Origin of the sequence: Denitromonas ohlonensis, assembly GCF_007625205.1 — a bacterium.
GTDB lineage: Bacteria > Pseudomonadota > Gammaproteobacteria > Burkholderiales > Rhodocyclaceae > Nitrogeniibacter > Nitrogeniibacter ohlonensis.
In genome coordinates this window covers 1-17,427 of sequence record NZ_VMNI01000010.1, presented here as the reverse complement: position 1 = coordinate 17,427, position 17,427 = coordinate 1, and the positions used below count along the sequence as shown (strand labels likewise).

The window sequence follows — 17,427 nt, the reverse complement described above, 5'->3', positions numbered from 1 at the left end:
TTTGCGCCTGTTGCCGGTCGTTCGCGCGCTGCTGTTCGCAGCCACGCCTGTCGCCATCTATCTGGCGCTGGGCCACTTCGAACCCCGGCAAGTGATCCCACTGCTGCTGGTGCTGGCCGGCTTGCGTCTGCTCACCAGCGGCAAAGGCGCCACTGCCACCCGTGGCGGACAGCGCTGGTTGCTGGTCGGCGCGCTGCTCACCCTCGCCGCGCTGGTCGCCATCAGCAACAGCGAAACCGTTCTTCGGCTCTACCCCGTTATCGTCAATCTGGCCATGCTCTCGCTCTTCGCCCACTCGCTCATCAATCCGCCGACCGTCATCGAGCGCATCGCCCGACTGCAACGCCCTGATCTGCCGCCCGAAGGCGTGGCCTACACCCGCAAGGTCACCCAACTGTGGTGCGCCTTTTTCATCGTCAATGGGGCCATCGCGGCTTACACCGCCGTGCTCGCCAGCCGTGAAGCCTGGGCTTGGTACAACGGCGGTGTCGCCTATGCCCTGATGGGTCTGCTCTTTGTGGGTGAGTGGCTGTACCGGCGACGGCATGTCGGAGCGTCACGTTGAACGAGCCCAGATCGTTGATCGGGCTGACCCCAGCTGACCGACCAAGCCATACGCAGGTCGCCCTGCGCGAGAACGGCGCAGTACTGAGCTGGGGCGAATTCTGGTCGCGCGTGGGCGCCGTCGCGCTCGCCCTGGCCGCACAGCCAGGACGCCGGATCGCGCTCGACACGCCGGATGCAGCCGACTTTTTGATCGGGTTTCTCGGCGTGCTGCATGCCGGCAAACAGGTGGTGATTCCCGCCAACTTCCAGCACGCGTCGATGGCACAGTGCGCCGACACCTGCGACGGCGTCCTCGACACCGCCGCCATCCACCACCTGCCCGGCGTCGATGGCTGGACGCCCGGCGCGCCGCTGTCGCCCGACGCCGCCATCGAACTCACCACCTCGGGCAGTAGCGGTGCCCCAAAACCCATCGCCAAGCGGCTCATCCAGCTCGACGCCGAAGTGCTCGCGCACCAGGCGCAGTGGGGCGCGCTGCTGGGCACCGATCCGGTGTTCGCCACCGTGCCCCATTTCCACATCTACGGCCTGCTGTTCCGACTGCTGGGGCCGCTGAGCGCCGGCCGGCCCTTCGACACCGCCGTCGCCGCCACCCCGCACGCGCTACTCAACCGCCTGCGCGCCCATGGCCGCGGCACGGTCATCTCCAGCCCGGCCCATCTGTCGCGCCTGGGCGATCTGCTCGATCCGGTCGAGCTGGCGCCCTACACCGCGGCCATCTTCTCCTCCGGCGCCCCGCTGGCCGCCGACACCGCCGCCACGCTCGGCGCGGCCTTGGGTCAGGCGCCGATCGAAGTGTATGGCAGCACCGAAACCGGCGGCATCGCCTGGCGCCGCCAGTGGCCACAGGCCGAATCGCCCTGGCAGCCCTTGCCCGGCGTCGACATCGCGGTCGACGCGGCGTGCGCCCTGCAAGTGCGCTCGCCGTTTGCCGATGAAGACACGCCCATGGCGACTGGCGATCTGGCCGAAATGTTGGCCGGGGGCCGATTCCACCTGCGCGGGCGCGCCGACCGCATCATCAAGCTCGAGGGCAAGCGCGTTTCCTTGCCGGCGATGGAGAAGCAGCTCAACGCGCACCCGTGGATTGCCGCCTGCGCCGTGATCGTGCTGCCCGGCCCTCGTGAGCAGCTCGGCGCCATCGCCGTCCTCACGCCCGACGGCCGGCACCAGCTCGATGCGCTCGGCCGCCGCGCCACCATCGACGCGCTGCGCGCCCACCTGCTCGCACACTTCGAGCGCGTCACCCTGCCGCGCCGCTGGCGCTTCCCCGCCGAATTGCCCTACAACGAGCGCGGCAAACTCCCGCTCGACGCCTTGCAGCGCCTCTTCGACGAGGCCGTCCCGTCATGAGCCTGCCCACCGCACAACTCATCGAGCACAGCGATACCCACGTTCGTCTGAGCATCACGGCCGACGCCGACCTGATCCAGTTTGCCGGCCATTTCCCGGGCACCCCGATCCTGCCCGGCGTCGCCCAGGTCGATTGGGCGATCCGTTTCGCCCTGCAGTACTTTGCCCCGGCCGGCAGCTGCCAGAGACTCGACGCCCTCAAGTTCAACGACCGCGTGCTGCCCGGCGACGCGCTGGAACTGACGCTGGAGTGGTCGCCCGAGAAAAACACCCTGCGTTTCGCCTACACCGTCGACGGTCGGGCCAAATCCAGCGGCAGGGCGGTGTTTCAGCGATGAGCTTCCGCCCCTGTTTTCTGGTGCCGGTCTACAACCACCCGCACACCATTGCGCATGTCGTCACACAGCTTGCCGAGCACGGCCTGCCGATCTATCTGATCGACGACGGTAGCGACGCCCCCACCCGCGAGGCGCTGGCGCGCGCCGTCGCCGACTGCCCGCTGACACGGCTCATCACCCTGCCCGTCAATGGCGGCAAGGGCGCAGCGGTGATCGCCGGCTTCACGCAAGCCCATGCCGACGGCCTGACCCACGCGCTGCAAGTCGACGCCGACGGCCAGCACACTCTGGCCGACGTGCCGCGCTTTCTTGAACTCGGTGCCGCCACGCCCGAGGCGGTCGTCTGCGGTCGGCCGATCTACGATGACAGCGTGCCCAAGTCGCGCCTGTATGGCCGATCGATCACCCACTTCTGGGTGCGCATCGAAACCCTCTCGCGCGACGTGCCCGACTCGATGTGCGGCTTCCGGCTCTACCCGCTGGCCGCGACGATGCGCATCCTCGGCCCGCACATCGCCCGGCGCATGGCCTTCGACATCGAGATTCTGGTGCGCCTGGCCTGGCTTGGCCTGCCGATCATCAACGTGCCCACGCGCGTGACCTACCCGGCCGACGGCATCTCGCACTTCGCGATGCTCAAGGACAACCTGCGCATCTCGGCCACCCACACCAAACTGGTTGCCGGCATGCTGTGGCGCGCACCCGCGCTGGTGTGGCGACGCCTGCGCGCGGGTAACAACGCACCGCACTGGTCGCGCCTGGCCGAGCGCGGCAGCAGCCTCGGCTTGAAAACGGTGCTCACCACCTATCGCCTGCTCGGCCGGCCGGTGGCCAGCCTGATGCTCTACCCCATCGTCGGCTACTTTTTGCTCACCGGCCGCACCGCGCGCCAAGCCTCGCAGCAGTATCTCGACCGGGTGTATCGCCACTTCGGGCCGAGCACCACCTTGCCCAAGCCGCCCGGCCTGACCGACACCTATCGCCACATGCTGGCCTTCGCCCGCGCCGGGCTCGACAAGCTCGCCGCCTGGAGCGGTGCCGTGGCGCCGCAGAACCTGAGCTTCCACGGCCAGGCCGATTTCGACGCCCTCATCGCCAGCGGCCGCGGCGCGCTGATCATCGGCTCGCACCTGGGCAATCTCGAAATGGCCCGCGCCCTCGGCGTCGCGGCGCGCTTCACCACCATCAACGCCGTGGTGTTCACCGAGCACGCGGTGCGCTTCAACAAGATGATGGCCGAGGCCAACCCCGACTTCGCCTTCAACCTCATTCAAGTCACCGACTTCGGCCCCGACACCGCTATCACCTTCAAGGACAAGATCGACCGCGGCGAGCTGCTGTTCATCGTCGGCGACCGCACGCCGGTGGCAGAAAACGGCCGCACCCAGCGCCTGCCTTTCCTCGGCCAGCCGGCGCCCTTCGCGCAAGGCCCGTTCGTGTTGGCGCACTTGCTCGAATGCCCGGTGTATCTGTTTTTCTGTCTCGACGCCGGCAACCGCTACCACCTCCACTTCGAGCCGTTCGCCGAGCGCATCGACCTGCCGCGCAAAGCGCGCGACCAGGCCTTGCAGCAGCACATGGGCGCCTACGCCCAACGGCTCGAACACTACTGCGGCCAAGCGCCGCTGCAGTGGTTCAACTTCTTCGACTTCTGGGAGGAGCGGGCGATACCCCTTCCTTCAAAACCATGAAAGACACCGTTCAAAACCAGGCCGCCGACACGGTCATCATCGGCAACCGCCATCTGAGCATCGAAGACGTGGTCGATGCCGCCGATGGCCGACGCCCCGTTCGCCTCTCGCAGGACGACAGCTTCCGCACCCGCATCGCCCGCGGCGGCGCGTATCTGGAGCGCCTGCTCGCCAACAACGGCACGGTCTATGGCGTGAACACGGGCTATGGTGAATCCTGCACCGTCACCGTGCCGTCCGATCTGGTGCAGGAGCTGCCGCTGCACCTCACCCGCTACCACGGCTGCGGCCTCGGCAGGCATCTGGACGAGCCAGCCACCCGCGCAGTGCTGGTCACTCGCCTCAACTCGCTGGCGCAAGGCTACTCCGGCGTGCGCGTCGCGCTGCTCGAACAGATCGAACACCTGCTGGTCAACGATGCCCTGCCACTGATTCCGGAAGAAGGCTCAGTCGGCGCCAGCGGCGATCTGACCCCCCTCTCCTACGTCGCCGCGGCGCTGGTCGGCGAGCGCGAGCTGCGCTATCGCGGCGCGGTGCGTCCGACCGCCGAGGTGCTGGCCGAACTCGACATCGCCCCGCTCAAACTCAAGCCCAAGGAAGGGCTGGCGATCATGAACGGCACCTCGGTGATGACCGCGCTGGCCTGCCAGGCCTGGTCGCGTGCCGACTACCTCAGCCGGCTGACCACACGCATCACCGCGTTGGCCTCGATGGCCATGCAAGGCAACCGCGGTCATTTCGACCCACGCCTGTTCGCCGCCAAACCGCACGCCGGCCAGGCCGAAGCCGCCGACTGGATCTTCACCGATCTGCCTGAAGACACCGACGACGGTGCCATGCGCCTGCAGGATCGCTACTCGATCCGCTGCGCCCCGCACGTCATCGGCGTGCTGCGCGACGCGCTGCCGTGGATGCGCCGCGACATCGAGAACGAGCTCAACAGCGCCAACGACAACCCGCTGATCGACCCCGATGCCGACTGGGTGCTGCACGGCGGCCACTTCTATGGCGGGCACATCGCCTTCGTCATGGACGCCATGAAAACCGCCGTCGCCAACCTCGCCGACCTGCTCGACCGGCAGGTGGCACTGATGGTCGACAGCAAGTTCAACCACGGCCTGCCGCAGAACCTCTCCGGCGCGACGGCCGAGCGGGCGATGATCAACCACGGCTTCAAGGCGGTGCAGATCGGCGCCTCGGCGTGGACCGCCGAAGCGCTCAAACTGACCATGCCGGCCTCGGTATTTTCGCGCTCAACCGAGTGCCACAACCAGGACAAGGTCAGCATGGGCACCATCGCCGCACGCGACTGCCTGCGCGTGCTGGAACTCAGCGAGCAGGTCGCCGCCGCCGCGCTGCTCGCCGCCAACCAGGGCCTCGCCTTGCGCCTGCAAACCGGCGAACTGCGCGCCGAGGCCTTGCCCGCGTCGGTGCTCGCCTTCCACCAGCAGGTGTCGTCGCTGTCCGCGCTGGTCACCGAAGACCGCCCGCTCGAAGCCGACCTGCGCGCCACGCTGACGGCGATGCGCGCCAAAGCCTGGACGCTCTACGCATGAGTACGCTGCCCAAGGTGGAGGTGGAAGTCGACGTCCCCTTCTTCCACGTGGATGTCATGGAAGTGGTGTGGCACGGCCACTATGTGCAGTATTTCGAGCAGGCACGCACCGTCCTGCTGCGCAGCATCGACTACGACTACCCGCAGATGCGCGCCTCCGGCTACGCCTGGCCGGTGGTCGAGTGCCACATCAAATACGTGAAGCCGGCGCGCTACGGTCAGAAGATCCGCATCGAAGCCGCGCTGGTCGAAGCGCAGAACCGACTCAAGATCGCCTACACCATCCGCGACGCCGCCACCGGCCAGCGCCTGACCCGCGCGTACACGATTCAAGTGGCGGTCGACATGGCCAGCGGCGAACTGCAATTCGTGTCGCCCGCGGCACTGCTCGATCGCCTGGGCGGCGCCGAATGAAACGCCGCCGCTTTGTTCTCGCAGCGCTGCTGGCGTTCCTGTCGGCCAGCGCACACGCCGATGATGCGCTACTCAAGGAGATCGCCGCCCGGGTCGCCGACAGCCCGGTGCTGCGCGCCGAGTTCAGCCAGACCAAAACCCTCGCCGCCATGCGCAAGCCCTTCCGCATCGCCGGCCATTTCACCTACGCGCGCGACGCCGGCGTACTGTGGCAGGTCGCATCGCCCTACACCGTGCGCTATCTGATCGACGCGCGCGGCACCGTCGAAATCGGGCCGGACGGCCAGCGCAAGGCGCGCACGAGCCGCGAAGCCGCCGGCGCCGCCCAGGCCGGGCAGATCATGCAAGCCCTGCTCAGTGCCGACCTGGCGCCGCTGCAGTCGAGCTTCGTGCTTGAACCGGTACGTGGCGCCGATCGGTGGCATGTGACGCTCACGCCGCGCAAGACGGAAATCGCCCGCCATCTGGCGCGCATCACGGTCGCCGGCACGACGGCCGTCGAACAGGTCGATATCTTTGAAGCCAGCGGCGACCACACCGAAATCCGCTTCACCGCGATCGAGCGCGACACCCGGCTGAACGACGCCGAAGCCGCGCTCTTCGCCCGCCCCGACTGATGCCACGCCGCCTGTTCACCTTCCTGGCCGCCGCGCTGGTCGCAGGCATGATCGCGCTGGCCGCCTTCGACAAGCTACCGGTCGAAACCGATCTGCTCGCCATGCTGCCCGCCACCGAGCGCAGCCCGATCGCCGAGCAGGCCATGTCGCAACTCGCGCGTGCCCACGAACGGCGCATCGTGCTGCTCACCGTCGCCGACGATGCCGCCCAGGCGCGCGCCGGCGCCCAAGTGCTGGCAACAACGCTGCGCGCCTCGCCGGCCTTGCAGCATGTCACGCTGGACATTCCGCCCGACGCGCTCGACACCCTGCTCACCACCTACCTGCCGCACCGTTTCGGGCTGCTCTCCGCCGCCACCCGCGCAGCCTTGCAGCAGCGCGGCCGGGACGCGCTGCAAGAAGACCTCTACCGCGCCCTGGCCAGCCCGATCCCGACCGCCACGCCGGTGCCCCGCCCGCTCGACCCCTTCGGCACGCTCGCCGGCTTCCTTGCGGATTTGCCGTTCGCCGGCGGCGCATTTGCGCCCGAAGACGGCATCCTGATGGCCCATCGCGACGGCCACAGCTACGCGCTGGTCAGCGCCGAAACCGTCGGCAGCCCGCACGCGGTGTCGACGCAGGACGCCGTCGTGGCCGCGCTGGCACAAGCCCGCGCGGCCGTTCAGGCGCAAGTACCAGCAGCACATTTTGAGGCGACCGGCCTGGTGCTCTACGCCGAGGCAGCCCAAACCACCGCCAAACGTGAGATGTCGCTGATCGGCGGCATCTCCCTGCTCGGCATCACCGCGCTCTTGCTGCTCGCCTTTCGCTCGCTGCGGCCGGTACTGCTCGGCATCGCCTGCATCGCCACCGGCGTTGCCGCCGGCATCGCGGTGGTGTTGCTGGTCGACGGGCAATTGCACCTGCTCACCCTGGTGTGCGGCACCAGCCTGCTGGGTATTGCGGTGGACTACCCGCTGCACTACTTCGCCAAGCGCCGTCTGGCGGGCGCCGACTGGCATGCCGGCGAGGCCATGGCGGCGATGCGCCCGGCGCTCACCCAGGGCCTGCTCACCAGTCTGCTCGGCTACTCTGCGCTGCTCGCCATGCCCTTCCCCGGCCTGCGTCAGATCGCGCTGTTCTCGATGGTCGGGCTGGGCACCGCCTATCTGGCAACCCTCATGATGCTGCCGCTGTTTGCCCACCGGGCCGACCCGCGCAGCACCGCCGGACTCGACCGCCTTCGTCAGGCATTCGCCACCTGGCAGCGCTTCCTCCAAGCCCGTGCGCACTGGCTGCTGCCGATGGCTGTCGCCGCCTGTCTGCCCGGCGCCTGGATGCTGACGCACAATGACGACGTGCGCCTGCTCAGCACGCCCGACCCCGCGCTGGCGCGCCAGGAAGCGCAGATCCGCGAGCTCACCCAGCTCGGCCAGGGCAGCCGGCTGTTTCTGGTGCACGCCCGCAACACCGAACAACTCCTTCAGCGCGAAGAGCAACTGACCGACGCCCTGCGCGCGCGCGACCCGCAGCACGCCGGCGGCTTCACCGCAATCTCCAGCTTCGTCCCCTCAGCTCAACGCCAGACCGACCACCGCCGGCTGATCGGCGAGGCGCTGTTCGGCGACGATCAGTGGGCGGCACATCAGCTCGACGAGGTCGGCTATCGCCCCCGCATCGCCGAGGCGCTGAGCCAGGCCTATCAAACCGAACTAAACCTTACGCTCGATGTCTGGTTGAAACAGCCGCTGTCCACACCCTATCGCCACCTCTGGCTGGGCCCTGCAGAAACCGGCGTGGCCAGCGTGATCACGCTGCACGGCAGTTGGACCGCCGACACCCTCGCGGCCGCCAGCGCCGACCTGCCCGGCGTCACGCTGCTCGACAAGCCGGCCGCCGTGTCCAAACTGATGGCGCAATACCGCCGCGGCATGGCCTGGGCGCTGGCCTGCGCCATCGGCCTGTCGCTGATCCTGCTCAGCCGTCGCCACGGCTGGCGCGGTGCGGCGGCCACACTGATCCCCTGCGTGCTGGCCGTCGGCGTGCCGCTGGCGGCGCTTGGCTATCTCGGCCTGCCAGCCACCTTGTTCCACTGGCTGGCGCTGATGCTGGTCTTCGGTATCGGCGCCGACTACGGCATCTTTACCCGCGAGGGCGGGCCGCAGGGCGAGGCCGCACTCGGCGTGTTGCTGGCGGCGATCACCACCGTGCTCGGCTTCGGGCTGCTCGCCTTCAGCAGCACGCCGGCGATCGCCAGCTTCGGGCTGACTTTGTTCATGGGGGTCATCACCGCGTTTCTGGCCTCGCCGCTGGCGCTGGCCGGTCGCAGCGCACACAGGTCGACAGCATGAAAGCGCTCACCCGCCTGATCCTGCTGAGCGCGCTGGCCCTCGCCGGCTGCGCCAGCGCGCCACACGAGGCGGGCTGCACCGCCCTGGCGCCGTCGCTGCGCTATTGCCTGCAAGCCCTCCCCGCGGGACAAGCGCTGGCCGTCAACCAGCTGGTGGAATTCACCCTCCCCGACCGCCCCGACGGCGAACGCCTGGTGTTCGCCATCGACGCACACGCCGCACACATGCAGATCGTCGCCCTCACGCCGCTCGGCCAGAAGGTGTTCCGCATCACCGCTGACCACGGCACACTCACCTGGGACGGCCCGCCCGCCGCCGAAGCGCTCGGTCTGCAACTGCCCGCGCTGATTCAACTCATGAGCTGGCCCGTCGACGCGGTCCGCGAAGGGCTGGGGCAAGACGCCGAGCTGTCCACCACCGCACACGGCCGCACGATCCGCCAGGGCGACGCGCCACCGGTGCTGACGACCCGGCAATCCGATACCGACCCGACACGCGGCACCATCGACGCGGTGTTCGCGCCGATGGACGCCCGCATCCGGGTAACGCGCCTGGAGGAATGAACATGGCCCCCCTCATCACACTGCCGGCGCTGGGCCTGGTCAACGCCCTTGGTCATGACACGGCCAGCGTCAGCCACGCCCTGTTTCGCGGCGACACCACCGGCATGGTGCGCGAAGACGGCTGGCTACCGCAGCGCGCGGCGCGCGTCGGGCGCGCACGCATCCCTGATCTCCCTGCCCTGCCCGCTGAACTGGCGCACTACGACAGCCGCAATAACCGGCTGCTGCTCGCCGCGCTGAGGCAGATTGAAGATGAAGTGCGCGCCACCATCGCGCGCGTTGGAGCCCATCGGGTCGGCGTGGTGCTGGGCACCAGCACCTCCGGCATTCTCGAAGGCGAAGCCGCCGTCGCGCACCACGCGCAGCACGGCACGCTGCCGCCGGGCTTTCAATACGGCCGGCAGGAGCTTGGCGACTGCGCCCGGTTTCTGGCTGACGCGCTGGCACTGACCGGCCCGGCCTACACCGTATCCACCGCCTGCACCTCCAGCGCCAAAGCCATGATCTCGGCCCAGCACCTGATTTGCACGGGTCTCTGCGATGCGGTCATCGCCGGCGGTGTCGATACCTTGTGCCGACTGACGATCAACGGCTTCAGCGCGCTTGAAGCGACCAGCGCCGAACTGTGCAATCCGATGAGCGCCAATCGCCGCGGCATCAATATTGGCGAAGGCGCTGCGCTGTTTCTGGTCTGCCGCGACCCCGCCGCCATCGCCCTGCTCGGCGCGGGCGAGTCAAGCGATGCACACCATATCTCCTCCCCCGAGCCGAACGGCAAGGGCGCGGAAGCCGCTATTCGGCAGGCGCTCGCCGCGGCCGGTGCTGACTCCGAAGACGTCAGCTACCTGAATCTGCATGGCACGGCCACGCCCAAGAATGATGAAATGGAGAGCCGCGCCGTGGCGCGCCTATTCCCCAAGGGTGTGCCCTGCAGCTCGACCAAACCCCTGACGGGTCACACCTTGGGCGCGGCGGGCGCCACCGAACTGGCCTTTTGCTGGCTGGCGCTTTCGCACCATAATGTCGACCGCCGCCTGCCGGCGCATGTCTGGGACGGCTGCGCCGACCCGGCGCTACCCGAACTGAATCTGGTGCGCATCGGCGACACTATCGACCGTCACACGCATCGAATCATGTTATCGAGCTCCTTCGCCTTCGGCGGAAGCAACTGTTGTCTGGCCATCGGAGACGCGCCATGAGTCCGTTCCCGCCGCCCGAGGCGCTGCTCCCGCACCGCGCACCCAACCTGCTGATCTCCGGGGTCACTGAGTGCACCACCGACCATGTCGCCGCCTACGCCGACATCCTGCCCGGCCAGTGGTATTCGGATGCCGAAGGCGGCATGCCCGCGTGGGTCGGCATCGAACTGATGGCGCAGGCGATCGCCGCCTTTGTCGGCATGGAAGGCCGACGTAACGGCCGACCACCAAAGATTGGCTACCTGCTTGGCACCCGCGCCTACCGCTGCGACCAAGCGCGCTTTCCGGCCCATACCCGCATCGACATCAAGGCAAATCTTGTGTTTCGCGACGATTCTGGCCTCGGTGCTTTCGATTGCACGCTGCATCACAACGGCATGCAGATCGCCGACGCCACGCTCAAGGTTTACGAGACTCCCGACCATGACTGACACCCCGCCTCGCCGCGTCCTCGTCACCGGCTCCAGCCGCGGCCTTGGCCGCGCCATCGCACTGCAACTGGCGGCGCAGGGCTTTGCCATCACGGTGCACTGTCGTCAGGGCATTGCCGCAGCAGAAGCGGTGATTGCCGCCATTCGCGACACCGGCGGCAGCGCCGACCTGCTGGTGTTCGATGTCACCGACCGGGATGCGGCGCGCACCGCGCTGGAGGCGGATGTCGAGGCCAGGGGCGCCTACTACGGCGTGGTGGTCAATGCCGGCATCACCCGCGACAATGCCTTCCCCGCACTCAGCGACAGCGACTGGGACGAGGTCATCGACACCGGGCTCAACGGATTTTTCAACATCGTGCATCCGCTGGTCATGCCGATGGTGCGCAAGAAAAAAGGCGGCCGCATTGTCACCATGGCGTCCGTGTCCGGCGTGATGGGCAATCGCGGCCAAGTCAATTACAGCGCCGCCAAGGCCGGGCTGATCGGCGCCACCAAAGCGCTCGCCGTCGAACTGGCGAGCCGACGGATCACCGTCAATTGCGTCGCCCCGGGCCTGATCGACTCGGACATGACGCGCGAGTTGCCCATGGACGAAGCGCTCAAGATGGTGCCGATGAACCGCGTCGGCACGCCCGACGAGGTGGCCGCGGTGGTCGGTTTCTTGATGTCCGACGCCGCATCCTACGTGACGCGTCAGGTCATCGGCGTGAATGGAGGCATCATCTGATGCACCGTGTCGTCGTCACCGGCATGGCCGGCATCACCTCGCTGGGCGACACCTGGGAGGCTATCGAAGCGGCCATGAACGCCGGTCGCAACGGCGTGCGCCGCATGCCCGAATGGGACGCCATCACCGACCTGCAAACCCGCCTCGGCGCGCCGGTCGATCACTTTCAGGTGCCGAGCCACTACCCGCGCAAGATGCTGCGTTCGATGGGCCGCGTCTCGCTGATGTCGGTGTGCGCCACCGAGCGCGCCCTGGCGCATGCCGGCCTGCTCGGCGACGCGCAGATTAGCGACGGCCGTATGGGCATCGCCTACGGCTCCTCCGGCGGCAGCGTCGAGCCGGTGCGGGTGTTCGGCCAGATGCTCGAAACCGGCCAGATGAGCGGCGTGACCGCCACCAGCTACATCCAGATGATGGCCCACACCACGGCGGTCAACATCGGTCTGTTTTTTGGCTTGAAAGGCCGGGTGATCCCGACCAGCAGCGCCTGCACCTCGGGCAGCCAGGGCATCGGCTACGCCTATGAGGCGATCCGCTATGGCAAGCAGGCGCTGATGATCGCTGGCGGCGCCGAGGAGTTGTCGAGCCCGGCGGCGGCGGTGTTCGACACGCTGTTTGCCACCAGCCAGATGAACGACACGCCAACGCTGACGCCCCGCCCCTTCGACACCCGCCGCGACGGTCTGGTGGTTGGCGAAGGTGCGGCCACCTTGGTGCTCGAATCCTACGAACACGCCATCGCGCGCGGCGCGACCATCCTCGCCGAGATCGTCGGCTTCGACTGCAACGCCGACGGCAAGCACATTACCCAGCCCTCGGCCGACACCATGGCCACCGTCATGCGACGCGCCTTGGCCGACGCCGACCTGCCGCCATCGGCCATCGATTACATCAGCGCGCACGGCACGGCCACCGAGGTCGGCGATATCGCCGAATCGACCGCAGTCGCTGAGGTGTTTGGTGCGTCGACACCGATCAGCAGCCTGAAAGGCCACTTCGGCCACACGCTGGGCGCTTGCGGTGCCATCGAAGCCTGGCTGGGCATCGAGATGATGCACGCCGGACGCTTCGCGCCGAGCTTGAATCTCGATACCCCCGACCCGCGCTGCGCCGCCCTGGACTACATCATGGGTAGCGCGCGGCCGCTGAACGTCACGACCTTCATGAGCAACAACTTCGCATTCGGCGGCATCAATACCTCACTGATTTTCAAGCGCCATCATGTCTGATCCATTTCGCCTAATTCGCGCGGCCACACTGCCGCTCGCACTGCTGTTGTCGGCAAGCGCTGCCGCGGCCGACGAACCGCTCTGGGAGTTCGGCGCCGGCGTCGGGCTGCTGTCGATACCGGACTATCGCGGCTCGGATCAACGCCAGAGCTATGCCTTGCCAATCCCGTACCTGGTGTACCGCGGCGAGTTCCTGAAGATTGATCGCGACAAGGTGCGCGGCGTGTTCTACCAGGACGCCCATACGGAATGGGACATCAGCCTCGCTGCGTCCGTGCCGGTGAAGAGCGACGACAACCGCGCGCGCCGCGACATGCCCGACCTCGACCCGACCGTCGAGATCGGGCCGCAGTGGAGCTACAAACACCGTCAATCCTGGGGGGACATCACGCTGCGCCTGCCGCTGCGCAAGGTGCTGGCGGTCGACATCCCCGGTGTCCGCGATGTCGGCACGGTGTTCACCCCGACGCTGGCGATCGATCGCGACAACCACCCGTGGCCGGGCTGGCATGCCAGCGTATCGACCGGACCGATCTTTGGCGACAAGGACTACTTCGCCTATTACTACAAAGTCGACGACCGCTACGCAACGGCAGACCGTCCGGCGTGGAATGCAAAATCAGGCTACGGCGGATGGCAGCTCACCCTGACGCTGGCCAAGCGCTTCAAAAAACTCTGGGTCGGTGGCTTCCTGCGCGCCGACCATCTCGGTGGCGCCAGCTTTGAAGACAGCCCGCTGGTTCGCCAGCAAACCTCGTGGACCGGCGGCGTCGGCATCTCGTGGATATTCCTCGAGTCTGCCCAGCGCGTCCCCACCTCCCGCTAACTGCACACATGCCACAATCCATGACATCCAATGCTTACGTACCGGAGACCCGCTTCGGCTTCTGGTTTCTCGGCACCAATATCTGGCGAAACCACGTCCTCAAGATTGCCATCGACGATCTTCGCCGCCTGACGGATACCCCGTTTCCATCAGCACCGATCATCGCCGACGTGGGTTGTGGGCAGGGCAACTCCCTGAGCCTGCTGAACGCCGCCTTTGCGCCCTCACGCCTGATCGGTGTTGAGTTTGACGCGGAGAGCCTGAGCATCGCGCGCGCCACCCTGACCAAGCAAGGCATCGACGCCGAGCTCCAGCAGAACGACTGCGCGAACATTGATTTGCCCGATTCGAGCGTCGATATGGTGTTTTGCCACCAGACCTTCCATCACCTGCTGCGCCAGGAAGACGCCATGCGCGAGTTCTACCGGATTCTCAAACCCGGCGGTCGCTTGCTGTTTGCGGAGTCGACGCGCGCCTATATTCATTCCTGGGTGATCAAGCTACTGTTTCGCCACCCCATGCATGTGCAACGCACCGCCGATGAATACAAGGCGATGATCCGCGCCGTTGGCTTTGAATTTGATGCCAGGAACGTATCGGAGCCTTATTTGTGGTGGAGTCGCTCAGACTTGGGTGCCTTCGAGTGGTTCGGGTTCGGGGTGCCGAAAGAGCGGGAAGAAACCCTGGTCAATCTCGTGGCCACCAAACCGCGCGATTAGCCATCAGTGCCAATCACACCGAGCCACCTCGCGGTGAGTCGTTGCGCGGCCCAAAATGCAACAGCGCGACGACGGCCCAGCCGCCGTCGCGTCGAACACGCTTAACGGGAGAGTCGCACAACCGTGCCCTTCAGCGCCACGCCTGCCATGATGGCGCCAGCACCGCACTCGTAGGTCTCGTTGCTCGACGTCTCTTTGCCGCGATAATTGCTCTTGATATTGATGACCGCGTTACCACCCTCTTTTTTAACCCGCTCCTGCAACTCAAGCATCGCGCTAAGAAATGCCCACTCACAGGCCACCTTGTCATCTTTACCAAAAGCGTTGGTTTTTTTATTGGTCCCCCATTCACCAATGCGTTTGACGACTTTCGGGGGTTTTTGGGTGCCGAAAAAAAACTTGATCTCGGGATCCAGCTTTTCCCGAGCGCCTGATGCTGACATCGCATCGGCAATCGGAAAATTATGACGAGTATCACGTGCAAAAGCCGGCAAGGAAACAAACGCCGCCAGCGCAACCAAGACAACACTTCGACAAATTGACACAGAGCATCTCCCCTTCGAAATAAACAAAATGCATGACATCGGGCCAGTTTACTGCAGCAACCCATCCTGGCAAACGATAATTGTCGTTCCACAAACGCCCTCGCCTGGAACCCTTTCATCATGAGCCTGATAAAAGCACTGACGACCGCGGCATTTTTCATGTTACTCGCCAGCCCAGTTGCCGCGAGGACGTCGGCCCCCATCATCAACCACACCGGAGTGACATGGTCACCAAGCAGCGGGCAACACCGCACGCTCGATCAGGTCCAGGCCGCAATCGTCCGGGCATGTCAGAAGAAAAACTGGAGTGTTGCTACCACGGCGGATGAAAATGCGCCCATTGCGACGCTCGTTGTCCGCAACAAACACACCATTCGGACGTCGATCCGTTACTCCACAGCACCTTCGACATTAGCTATTTCGGCAGCACCAACATGAACGATGCAATCAAGGAACCCACCCCTTACGCTACGAGCTTCAGCGCTGGCGAAGTAAAATTCCGCACGGAAGTCATTCATCCCAACTGCAACCGATGGGCCGACGGCCTTGTCGGCGCTATCCGAACAGAATTAACAGAATAGGCGAGAGTTGCATTGAATCTCACACGCTTTTACATGCGGCATCCCCAGCAAGACAGACGTCAGGCGGCGCGCCTCCGGTCACGCCTTGGCGACACCTTGTCCTGCACGAGTGACCTTGCCTATGATGGTAAAACCTATCGAGAAACGTGCTCCCCTGCCCCCTCGGAAGCACCATGACCAGCACGACATCCCGCTCAGATCGTCGTGTCGTTGTTACTGGGATGGGCGCAATATCCTGTATCGGAAACACTCTGGACGAGATCGCCTATGCGCTCAGAAACCAGATCGCCGGCATTCGCCATGTGCCCCAATATGCCGAGCTGAAGCTAAAGAGCCAAGTCGCGGGAATCCCCGACCTGACGTCTGAGCCGGCAATACCCCGAAAAATTGGCCGCTACATGGGCGACGCCGCCATCTACGCTTATCACTCACTGAGCAAGGCCCTCGACGATGCGCAGCTTCCGCTCTCAGCGGTTCGCCATCCACGTACGGGACTGATCGTAGGCTCGGGCATCGGATCCGGATTTCATCACGTCGCAGGCATCGATATCCTGAGGGAGCGCGGCGCGGACAAAGTCCCGCCTTATCTCGTCCCGCGGGTCATGGGAAGCACCACATCCGCATGCCTCTCGACTGCATTTGGCATCCAGGGCGTCTCGTTCTCCATCACCTCCGCCTGCGCAACCTCTGCCCATTGCATCGGACAAGCGGCACAGCTGATTCAATCGGGAAAGCAAGACATCGTCTTTGCTGGCGGCTCAGAAGAGGTGTGCTGGACTTCTACCGCCCTGTTCGATGCCATGGGCGCGCTCTCCAGCAGTTCTAATCACCACCCGGAAAAAGCCTCCCGGCCCTACGCTGTTAGCCGAGACGGCTTTGTCATCGCCGGCGGTGGCGGCATGTTGGTTCTCGAATCATTAACCCACGCCGCAGCACGGGGAGCCCGAATTTACGGTGAAATCATCGGAATCGGCGCCACGTCGGACGGCATGGACATGGTCAGCCCCCATCCGGCCGGGGCGGCACGTGCCATGCGCCAGGCGTTAGATGAAGCCAAAACCTCCGTCGTTGACTACATCAACACACACGCCACCTCAACGCCCAACGGCGACCTTAGCGAAGTGAAGGCACTACAAGAAGTGTTTGGACCAGCCTTGCCCGCGTTTTCCTCCACCAAGGGGATGACCGGTCATCCAATTGCCGCGGCGGCTGTCCATGAAGCCATCTACTGCCTCCTGATGCTCGATCAGAGTTTTATTGTCGGCAGCGCGCTACATGCCCCACTCGACCCCGCTCTTGAGCAGAATATGAGCCTGGTAACATCGTGCATAGAGCGACGGGTTGCAACTGTCATGTCGAATAGTTTCGGCTTCGGCGGTACCAACGCCTCATTGATCTTCCGTCGCGTATAGAAGCCAAAGATGATTAGCATCCACTTATCGCTGCGTTCCGATTTCCGGCGCCGGCGTTCATCGAATGCGCGCTACATCGGCATCTGAGCGATTGAATGACGGATTTGAAGGGGATTTGGTTTGTGGAATTATTTTGGTGAGCAAATAAAAAACCCCGCAATCGAATGATTGCGGGGTTTTCTTTTAGTTAGTCTGACGATGACCTACTTTCACACCCGTATGGGCACTATCATCGGCGCTGTTCCGTTTCACGGTCCTGTTCGGGATGGGAAGGGGTGGTTCCAGAACGCTATGGTCGTCAGACTTGACGGTTGGCGTCGCAGGGCT

General features: G+C 65.5%; 18 protein-coding genes and 1 rRNA gene. 17 read left to right on the top strand and 2 right to left on the bottom strand.

What is annotated here, in order from left to right; genetic code table 11:
* Position 1: 1 nt before the first annotated feature.
* From FHP89_RS11045 to FHP89_RS10975, 15 genes are read left to right on the top strand one after another with little or no spacing between them, the layout of a single operon-like run.
* Positions 2 to 565: a COG4648 family protein gene (locus FHP89_RS11045; protein WP_144177883.1), complete on the top strand. Its 564-nt coding sequence runs from the start codon at positions 2 to 4 to the stop codon at positions 563 to 565.
* Positions 562 to 1,920, top strand: coding sequence for a class I adenylate-forming enzyme family protein (locus tag FHP89_RS11040; RefSeq protein WP_186300304.1), 1,359 nt, complete (start codon positions 562 to 564; stop codon positions 1,918 to 1,920). The genes FHP89_RS11045 and FHP89_RS11040 overlap by 4 nt, the downstream gene beginning before the upstream one ends.
* A complete protein-coding gene (locus FHP89_RS11035) occupies positions 1,917 to 2,258 on the top strand; it encodes an ApeI family dehydratase (RefSeq protein ID WP_144177879.1) in 342 nt (113 codons plus the stop codon). The genes FHP89_RS11040 and FHP89_RS11035 overlap by 4 nt, the downstream gene beginning before the upstream one ends.
* The gene (locus FHP89_RS11030) at positions 2,255 to 3,949 is read left to right on the top strand and encodes a glycosyltransferase family 2 protein (protein ID WP_144177876.1); all 1,695 of its coding nucleotides are present in this window, start codon (positions 2,255 to 2,257) and stop codon (positions 3,947 to 3,949) included. The genes FHP89_RS11035 and FHP89_RS11030 overlap by 4 nt, the downstream gene beginning before the upstream one ends.
* Positions 3,946 to 5,505 (top strand): HAL/PAL/TAL family ammonia-lyase, encoded by a 1,560-nt coding sequence (locus FHP89_RS11025; protein WP_144177874.1) that lies wholly within the window; start codon positions 3,946 to 3,948, stop codon positions 5,503 to 5,505. Before FHP89_RS11030 ends, FHP89_RS11025 begins: the two co-directional genes overlap by 4 nt.
* Entirely contained in the window at positions 5,502 to 5,918 is a 417-nt protein-coding gene (locus tag FHP89_RS11020) for an acyl-CoA thioesterase (protein ID WP_144177871.1), read from the top strand. The genes FHP89_RS11025 and FHP89_RS11020 overlap by 4 nt, the downstream gene beginning before the upstream one ends.
* Positions 5,915 to 6,535, top strand: a complete 621-nt coding sequence (locus FHP89_RS11015) for a LolA family protein (RefSeq protein WP_144177869.1) — start codon at positions 5,915 to 5,917, stop codon at positions 6,533 to 6,535. Before FHP89_RS11020 ends, FHP89_RS11015 begins: the two co-directional genes overlap by 4 nt.
* The gene (locus tag FHP89_RS11010) at positions 6,535 to 8,865 is read left to right on the top strand and encodes an MMPL family transporter (RefSeq protein WP_144177867.1); all 2,331 of its coding nucleotides are present in this window, start codon (positions 6,535 to 6,537) and stop codon (positions 8,863 to 8,865) included. Before FHP89_RS11015 ends, FHP89_RS11010 begins: the two co-directional genes overlap by 1 nt.
* A complete protein-coding gene (locus tag FHP89_RS11005) occupies positions 8,862 to 9,428 on the top strand; it encodes a DUF3261 domain-containing protein (RefSeq protein ID WP_144177865.1) in 567 nt (188 codons plus the stop codon). Before FHP89_RS11010 ends, FHP89_RS11005 begins: the two co-directional genes overlap by 4 nt.
* Positions 9,429 to 9,430: 2 nt before the next feature.
* Positions 9,431 to 10,627, top strand: coding sequence for a beta-ketoacyl-[acyl-carrier-protein] synthase family protein (locus FHP89_RS11000; RefSeq protein ID WP_222105371.1), 1,197 nt, complete (start codon positions 9,431 to 9,433; stop codon positions 10,625 to 10,627).
* Positions 10,624 to 11,058, top strand: coding sequence for an ApeP family dehydratase (locus tag FHP89_RS10995; protein ID WP_144177861.1), 435 nt, complete (start codon positions 10,624 to 10,626; stop codon positions 11,056 to 11,058). Before FHP89_RS11000 ends, FHP89_RS10995 begins: the two co-directional genes overlap by 4 nt.
* Positions 11,051 to 11,788 carry a 3-ketoacyl-ACP reductase FabG2 gene (locus tag FHP89_RS10990; RefSeq protein WP_144177859.1) on the top strand — a complete coding sequence of 246 codons (738 nt, stop codon included), beginning with the start codon at positions 11,051 to 11,053 and terminating at the stop codon, positions 11,786 to 11,788. Before FHP89_RS10995 ends, FHP89_RS10990 begins: the two co-directional genes overlap by 8 nt.
* Positions 11,788 to 13,017 carry a beta-ketoacyl-ACP synthase gene (locus FHP89_RS10985; RefSeq protein WP_144177856.1) on the top strand — a complete coding sequence of 410 codons (1,230 nt, stop codon included), beginning with the start codon at positions 11,788 to 11,790 and terminating at the stop codon, positions 13,015 to 13,017. Before FHP89_RS10990 ends, FHP89_RS10985 begins: the two co-directional genes overlap by 1 nt.
* Positions 13,010 to 13,843 (top strand): MipA/OmpV family protein, encoded by an 834-nt coding sequence (locus FHP89_RS10980; protein WP_144177854.1) that lies wholly within the window; start codon positions 13,010 to 13,012, stop codon positions 13,841 to 13,843. Before FHP89_RS10985 ends, FHP89_RS10980 begins: the two co-directional genes overlap by 8 nt.
* Before the next feature lie 20 nt (positions 13,844 to 13,863).
* Entirely contained in the window at positions 13,864 to 14,562 is a 699-nt protein-coding gene (locus tag FHP89_RS10975; RefSeq protein ID WP_260851563.1) for a class I SAM-dependent methyltransferase, read from the top strand.
* 101 nt (positions 14,563 to 14,663) lie between these two features.
* Here the strand turns inward: FHP89_RS10975 and FHP89_RS10970 are convergent, their stop codons facing one another.
* Complete coding sequence (locus FHP89_RS10970) at positions 14,664 to 15,083, bottom strand: excinuclease ATPase subunit (RefSeq protein ID WP_222105370.1); 420 nt, start codon at positions 15,081 to 15,083, stop codon at positions 14,664 to 14,666.
* A gap of 144 nt (positions 15,084 to 15,227) precedes the next feature.
* Between FHP89_RS10970 and FHP89_RS10965 the strand changes: the two genes are divergently transcribed.
* Together FHP89_RS10965 and FHP89_RS10960 are read left to right on the top strand one after the other, a co-directional pair.
* Entirely contained in the window at positions 15,228 to 15,545 is a 318-nt protein-coding gene (locus FHP89_RS10965; protein WP_144177850.1) for a hypothetical protein, read from the top strand.
* A gap of 316 nt (positions 15,546 to 15,861) precedes the next feature.
* On the top strand, positions 15,862 to 17,100 hold the full coding sequence (locus FHP89_RS10960; RefSeq protein ID WP_144177848.1) for a beta-ketoacyl synthase N-terminal-like domain-containing protein: 1,239 nt from the start codon (positions 15,862 to 15,864) through the stop codon (positions 17,098 to 17,100).
* 190 nt (positions 17,101 to 17,290) lie between these two features.
* Here the strand turns inward: FHP89_RS10960 and rrf are convergent.
* Positions 17,291 to 17,403 (bottom strand): 5S ribosomal RNA (gene rrf, locus FHP89_RS10955).
* Between the last annotated feature and the right edge of the window lie 24 nt (positions 17,404 to 17,427).

Bases quoted from the DNA above. Each gene is read 5' to 3' on its own strand.
- FHP89_RS10990 (WP_144177859.1), top strand. From the start codon at position 11,051: ATGACTGACACCCCGCCTCGCCGCGTCCTCGTCACCGGCTCCAGCCGC.
- FHP89_RS11035 (WP_144177879.1), top strand. From the start codon at position 1,917: ATGAGCCTGCCCACCGCACAACTCATCGAGCACAGCGATACCCACGTT.
- FHP89_RS11005 (WP_144177865.1), top strand. From the start codon at position 8,862: ATGAAAGCGCTCACCCGCCTGATCCTGCTGAGCGCGCTGGCCCTCGCC.
- FHP89_RS10980 (WP_144177854.1), top strand. From the start codon at position 13,010: ATGTCTGATCCATTTCGCCTAATTCGCGCGGCCACACTGCCGCTCGCA.
- FHP89_RS10995 (WP_144177861.1), top strand. From the start codon at position 10,624: ATGAGTCCGTTCCCGCCGCCCGAGGCGCTGCTCCCGCACCGCGCACCC.
- FHP89_RS10960 (WP_144177848.1), top strand. From the start codon at position 15,862: ATGACCAGCACGACATCCCGCTCAGATCGTCGTGTCGTTGTTACTGGG.
- FHP89_RS11015 (WP_144177869.1), top strand. From the start codon at position 5,915: ATGAAACGCCGCCGCTTTGTTCTCGCAGCGCTGCTGGCGTTCCTGTCG.
- FHP89_RS11000 (WP_222105371.1), top strand. From the start codon at position 9,431: ATGGCCCCCCTCATCACACTGCCGGCGCTGGGCCTGGTCAACGCCCTT.
- FHP89_RS11030 (WP_144177876.1), top strand. From the start codon at position 2,255: ATGAGCTTCCGCCCCTGTTTTCTGGTGCCGGTCTACAACCACCCGCAC.
- FHP89_RS10975 (WP_260851563.1), top strand. From the start codon at position 13,864: ATGACATCCAATGCTTACGTACCGGAGACCCGCTTCGGCTTCTGGTTT.
- FHP89_RS10965 (WP_144177850.1), top strand. From the start codon at position 15,228: ATGAGCCTGATAAAAGCACTGACGACCGCGGCATTTTTCATGTTACTC.
- FHP89_RS10985 (WP_144177856.1), top strand. From the start codon at position 11,788: ATGCACCGTGTCGTCGTCACCGGCATGGCCGGCATCACCTCGCTGGGC.
- FHP89_RS11010 (WP_144177867.1), top strand. From the start codon at position 6,535: ATGCCACGCCGCCTGTTCACCTTCCTGGCCGCCGCGCTGGTCGCAGGC.
- FHP89_RS11020 (WP_144177871.1), top strand. From the start codon at position 5,502: ATGAGTACGCTGCCCAAGGTGGAGGTGGAAGTCGACGTCCCCTTCTTC.
- FHP89_RS11025 (WP_144177874.1), top strand. From the start codon at position 3,946: ATGAAAGACACCGTTCAAAACCAGGCCGCCGACACGGTCATCATCGGC.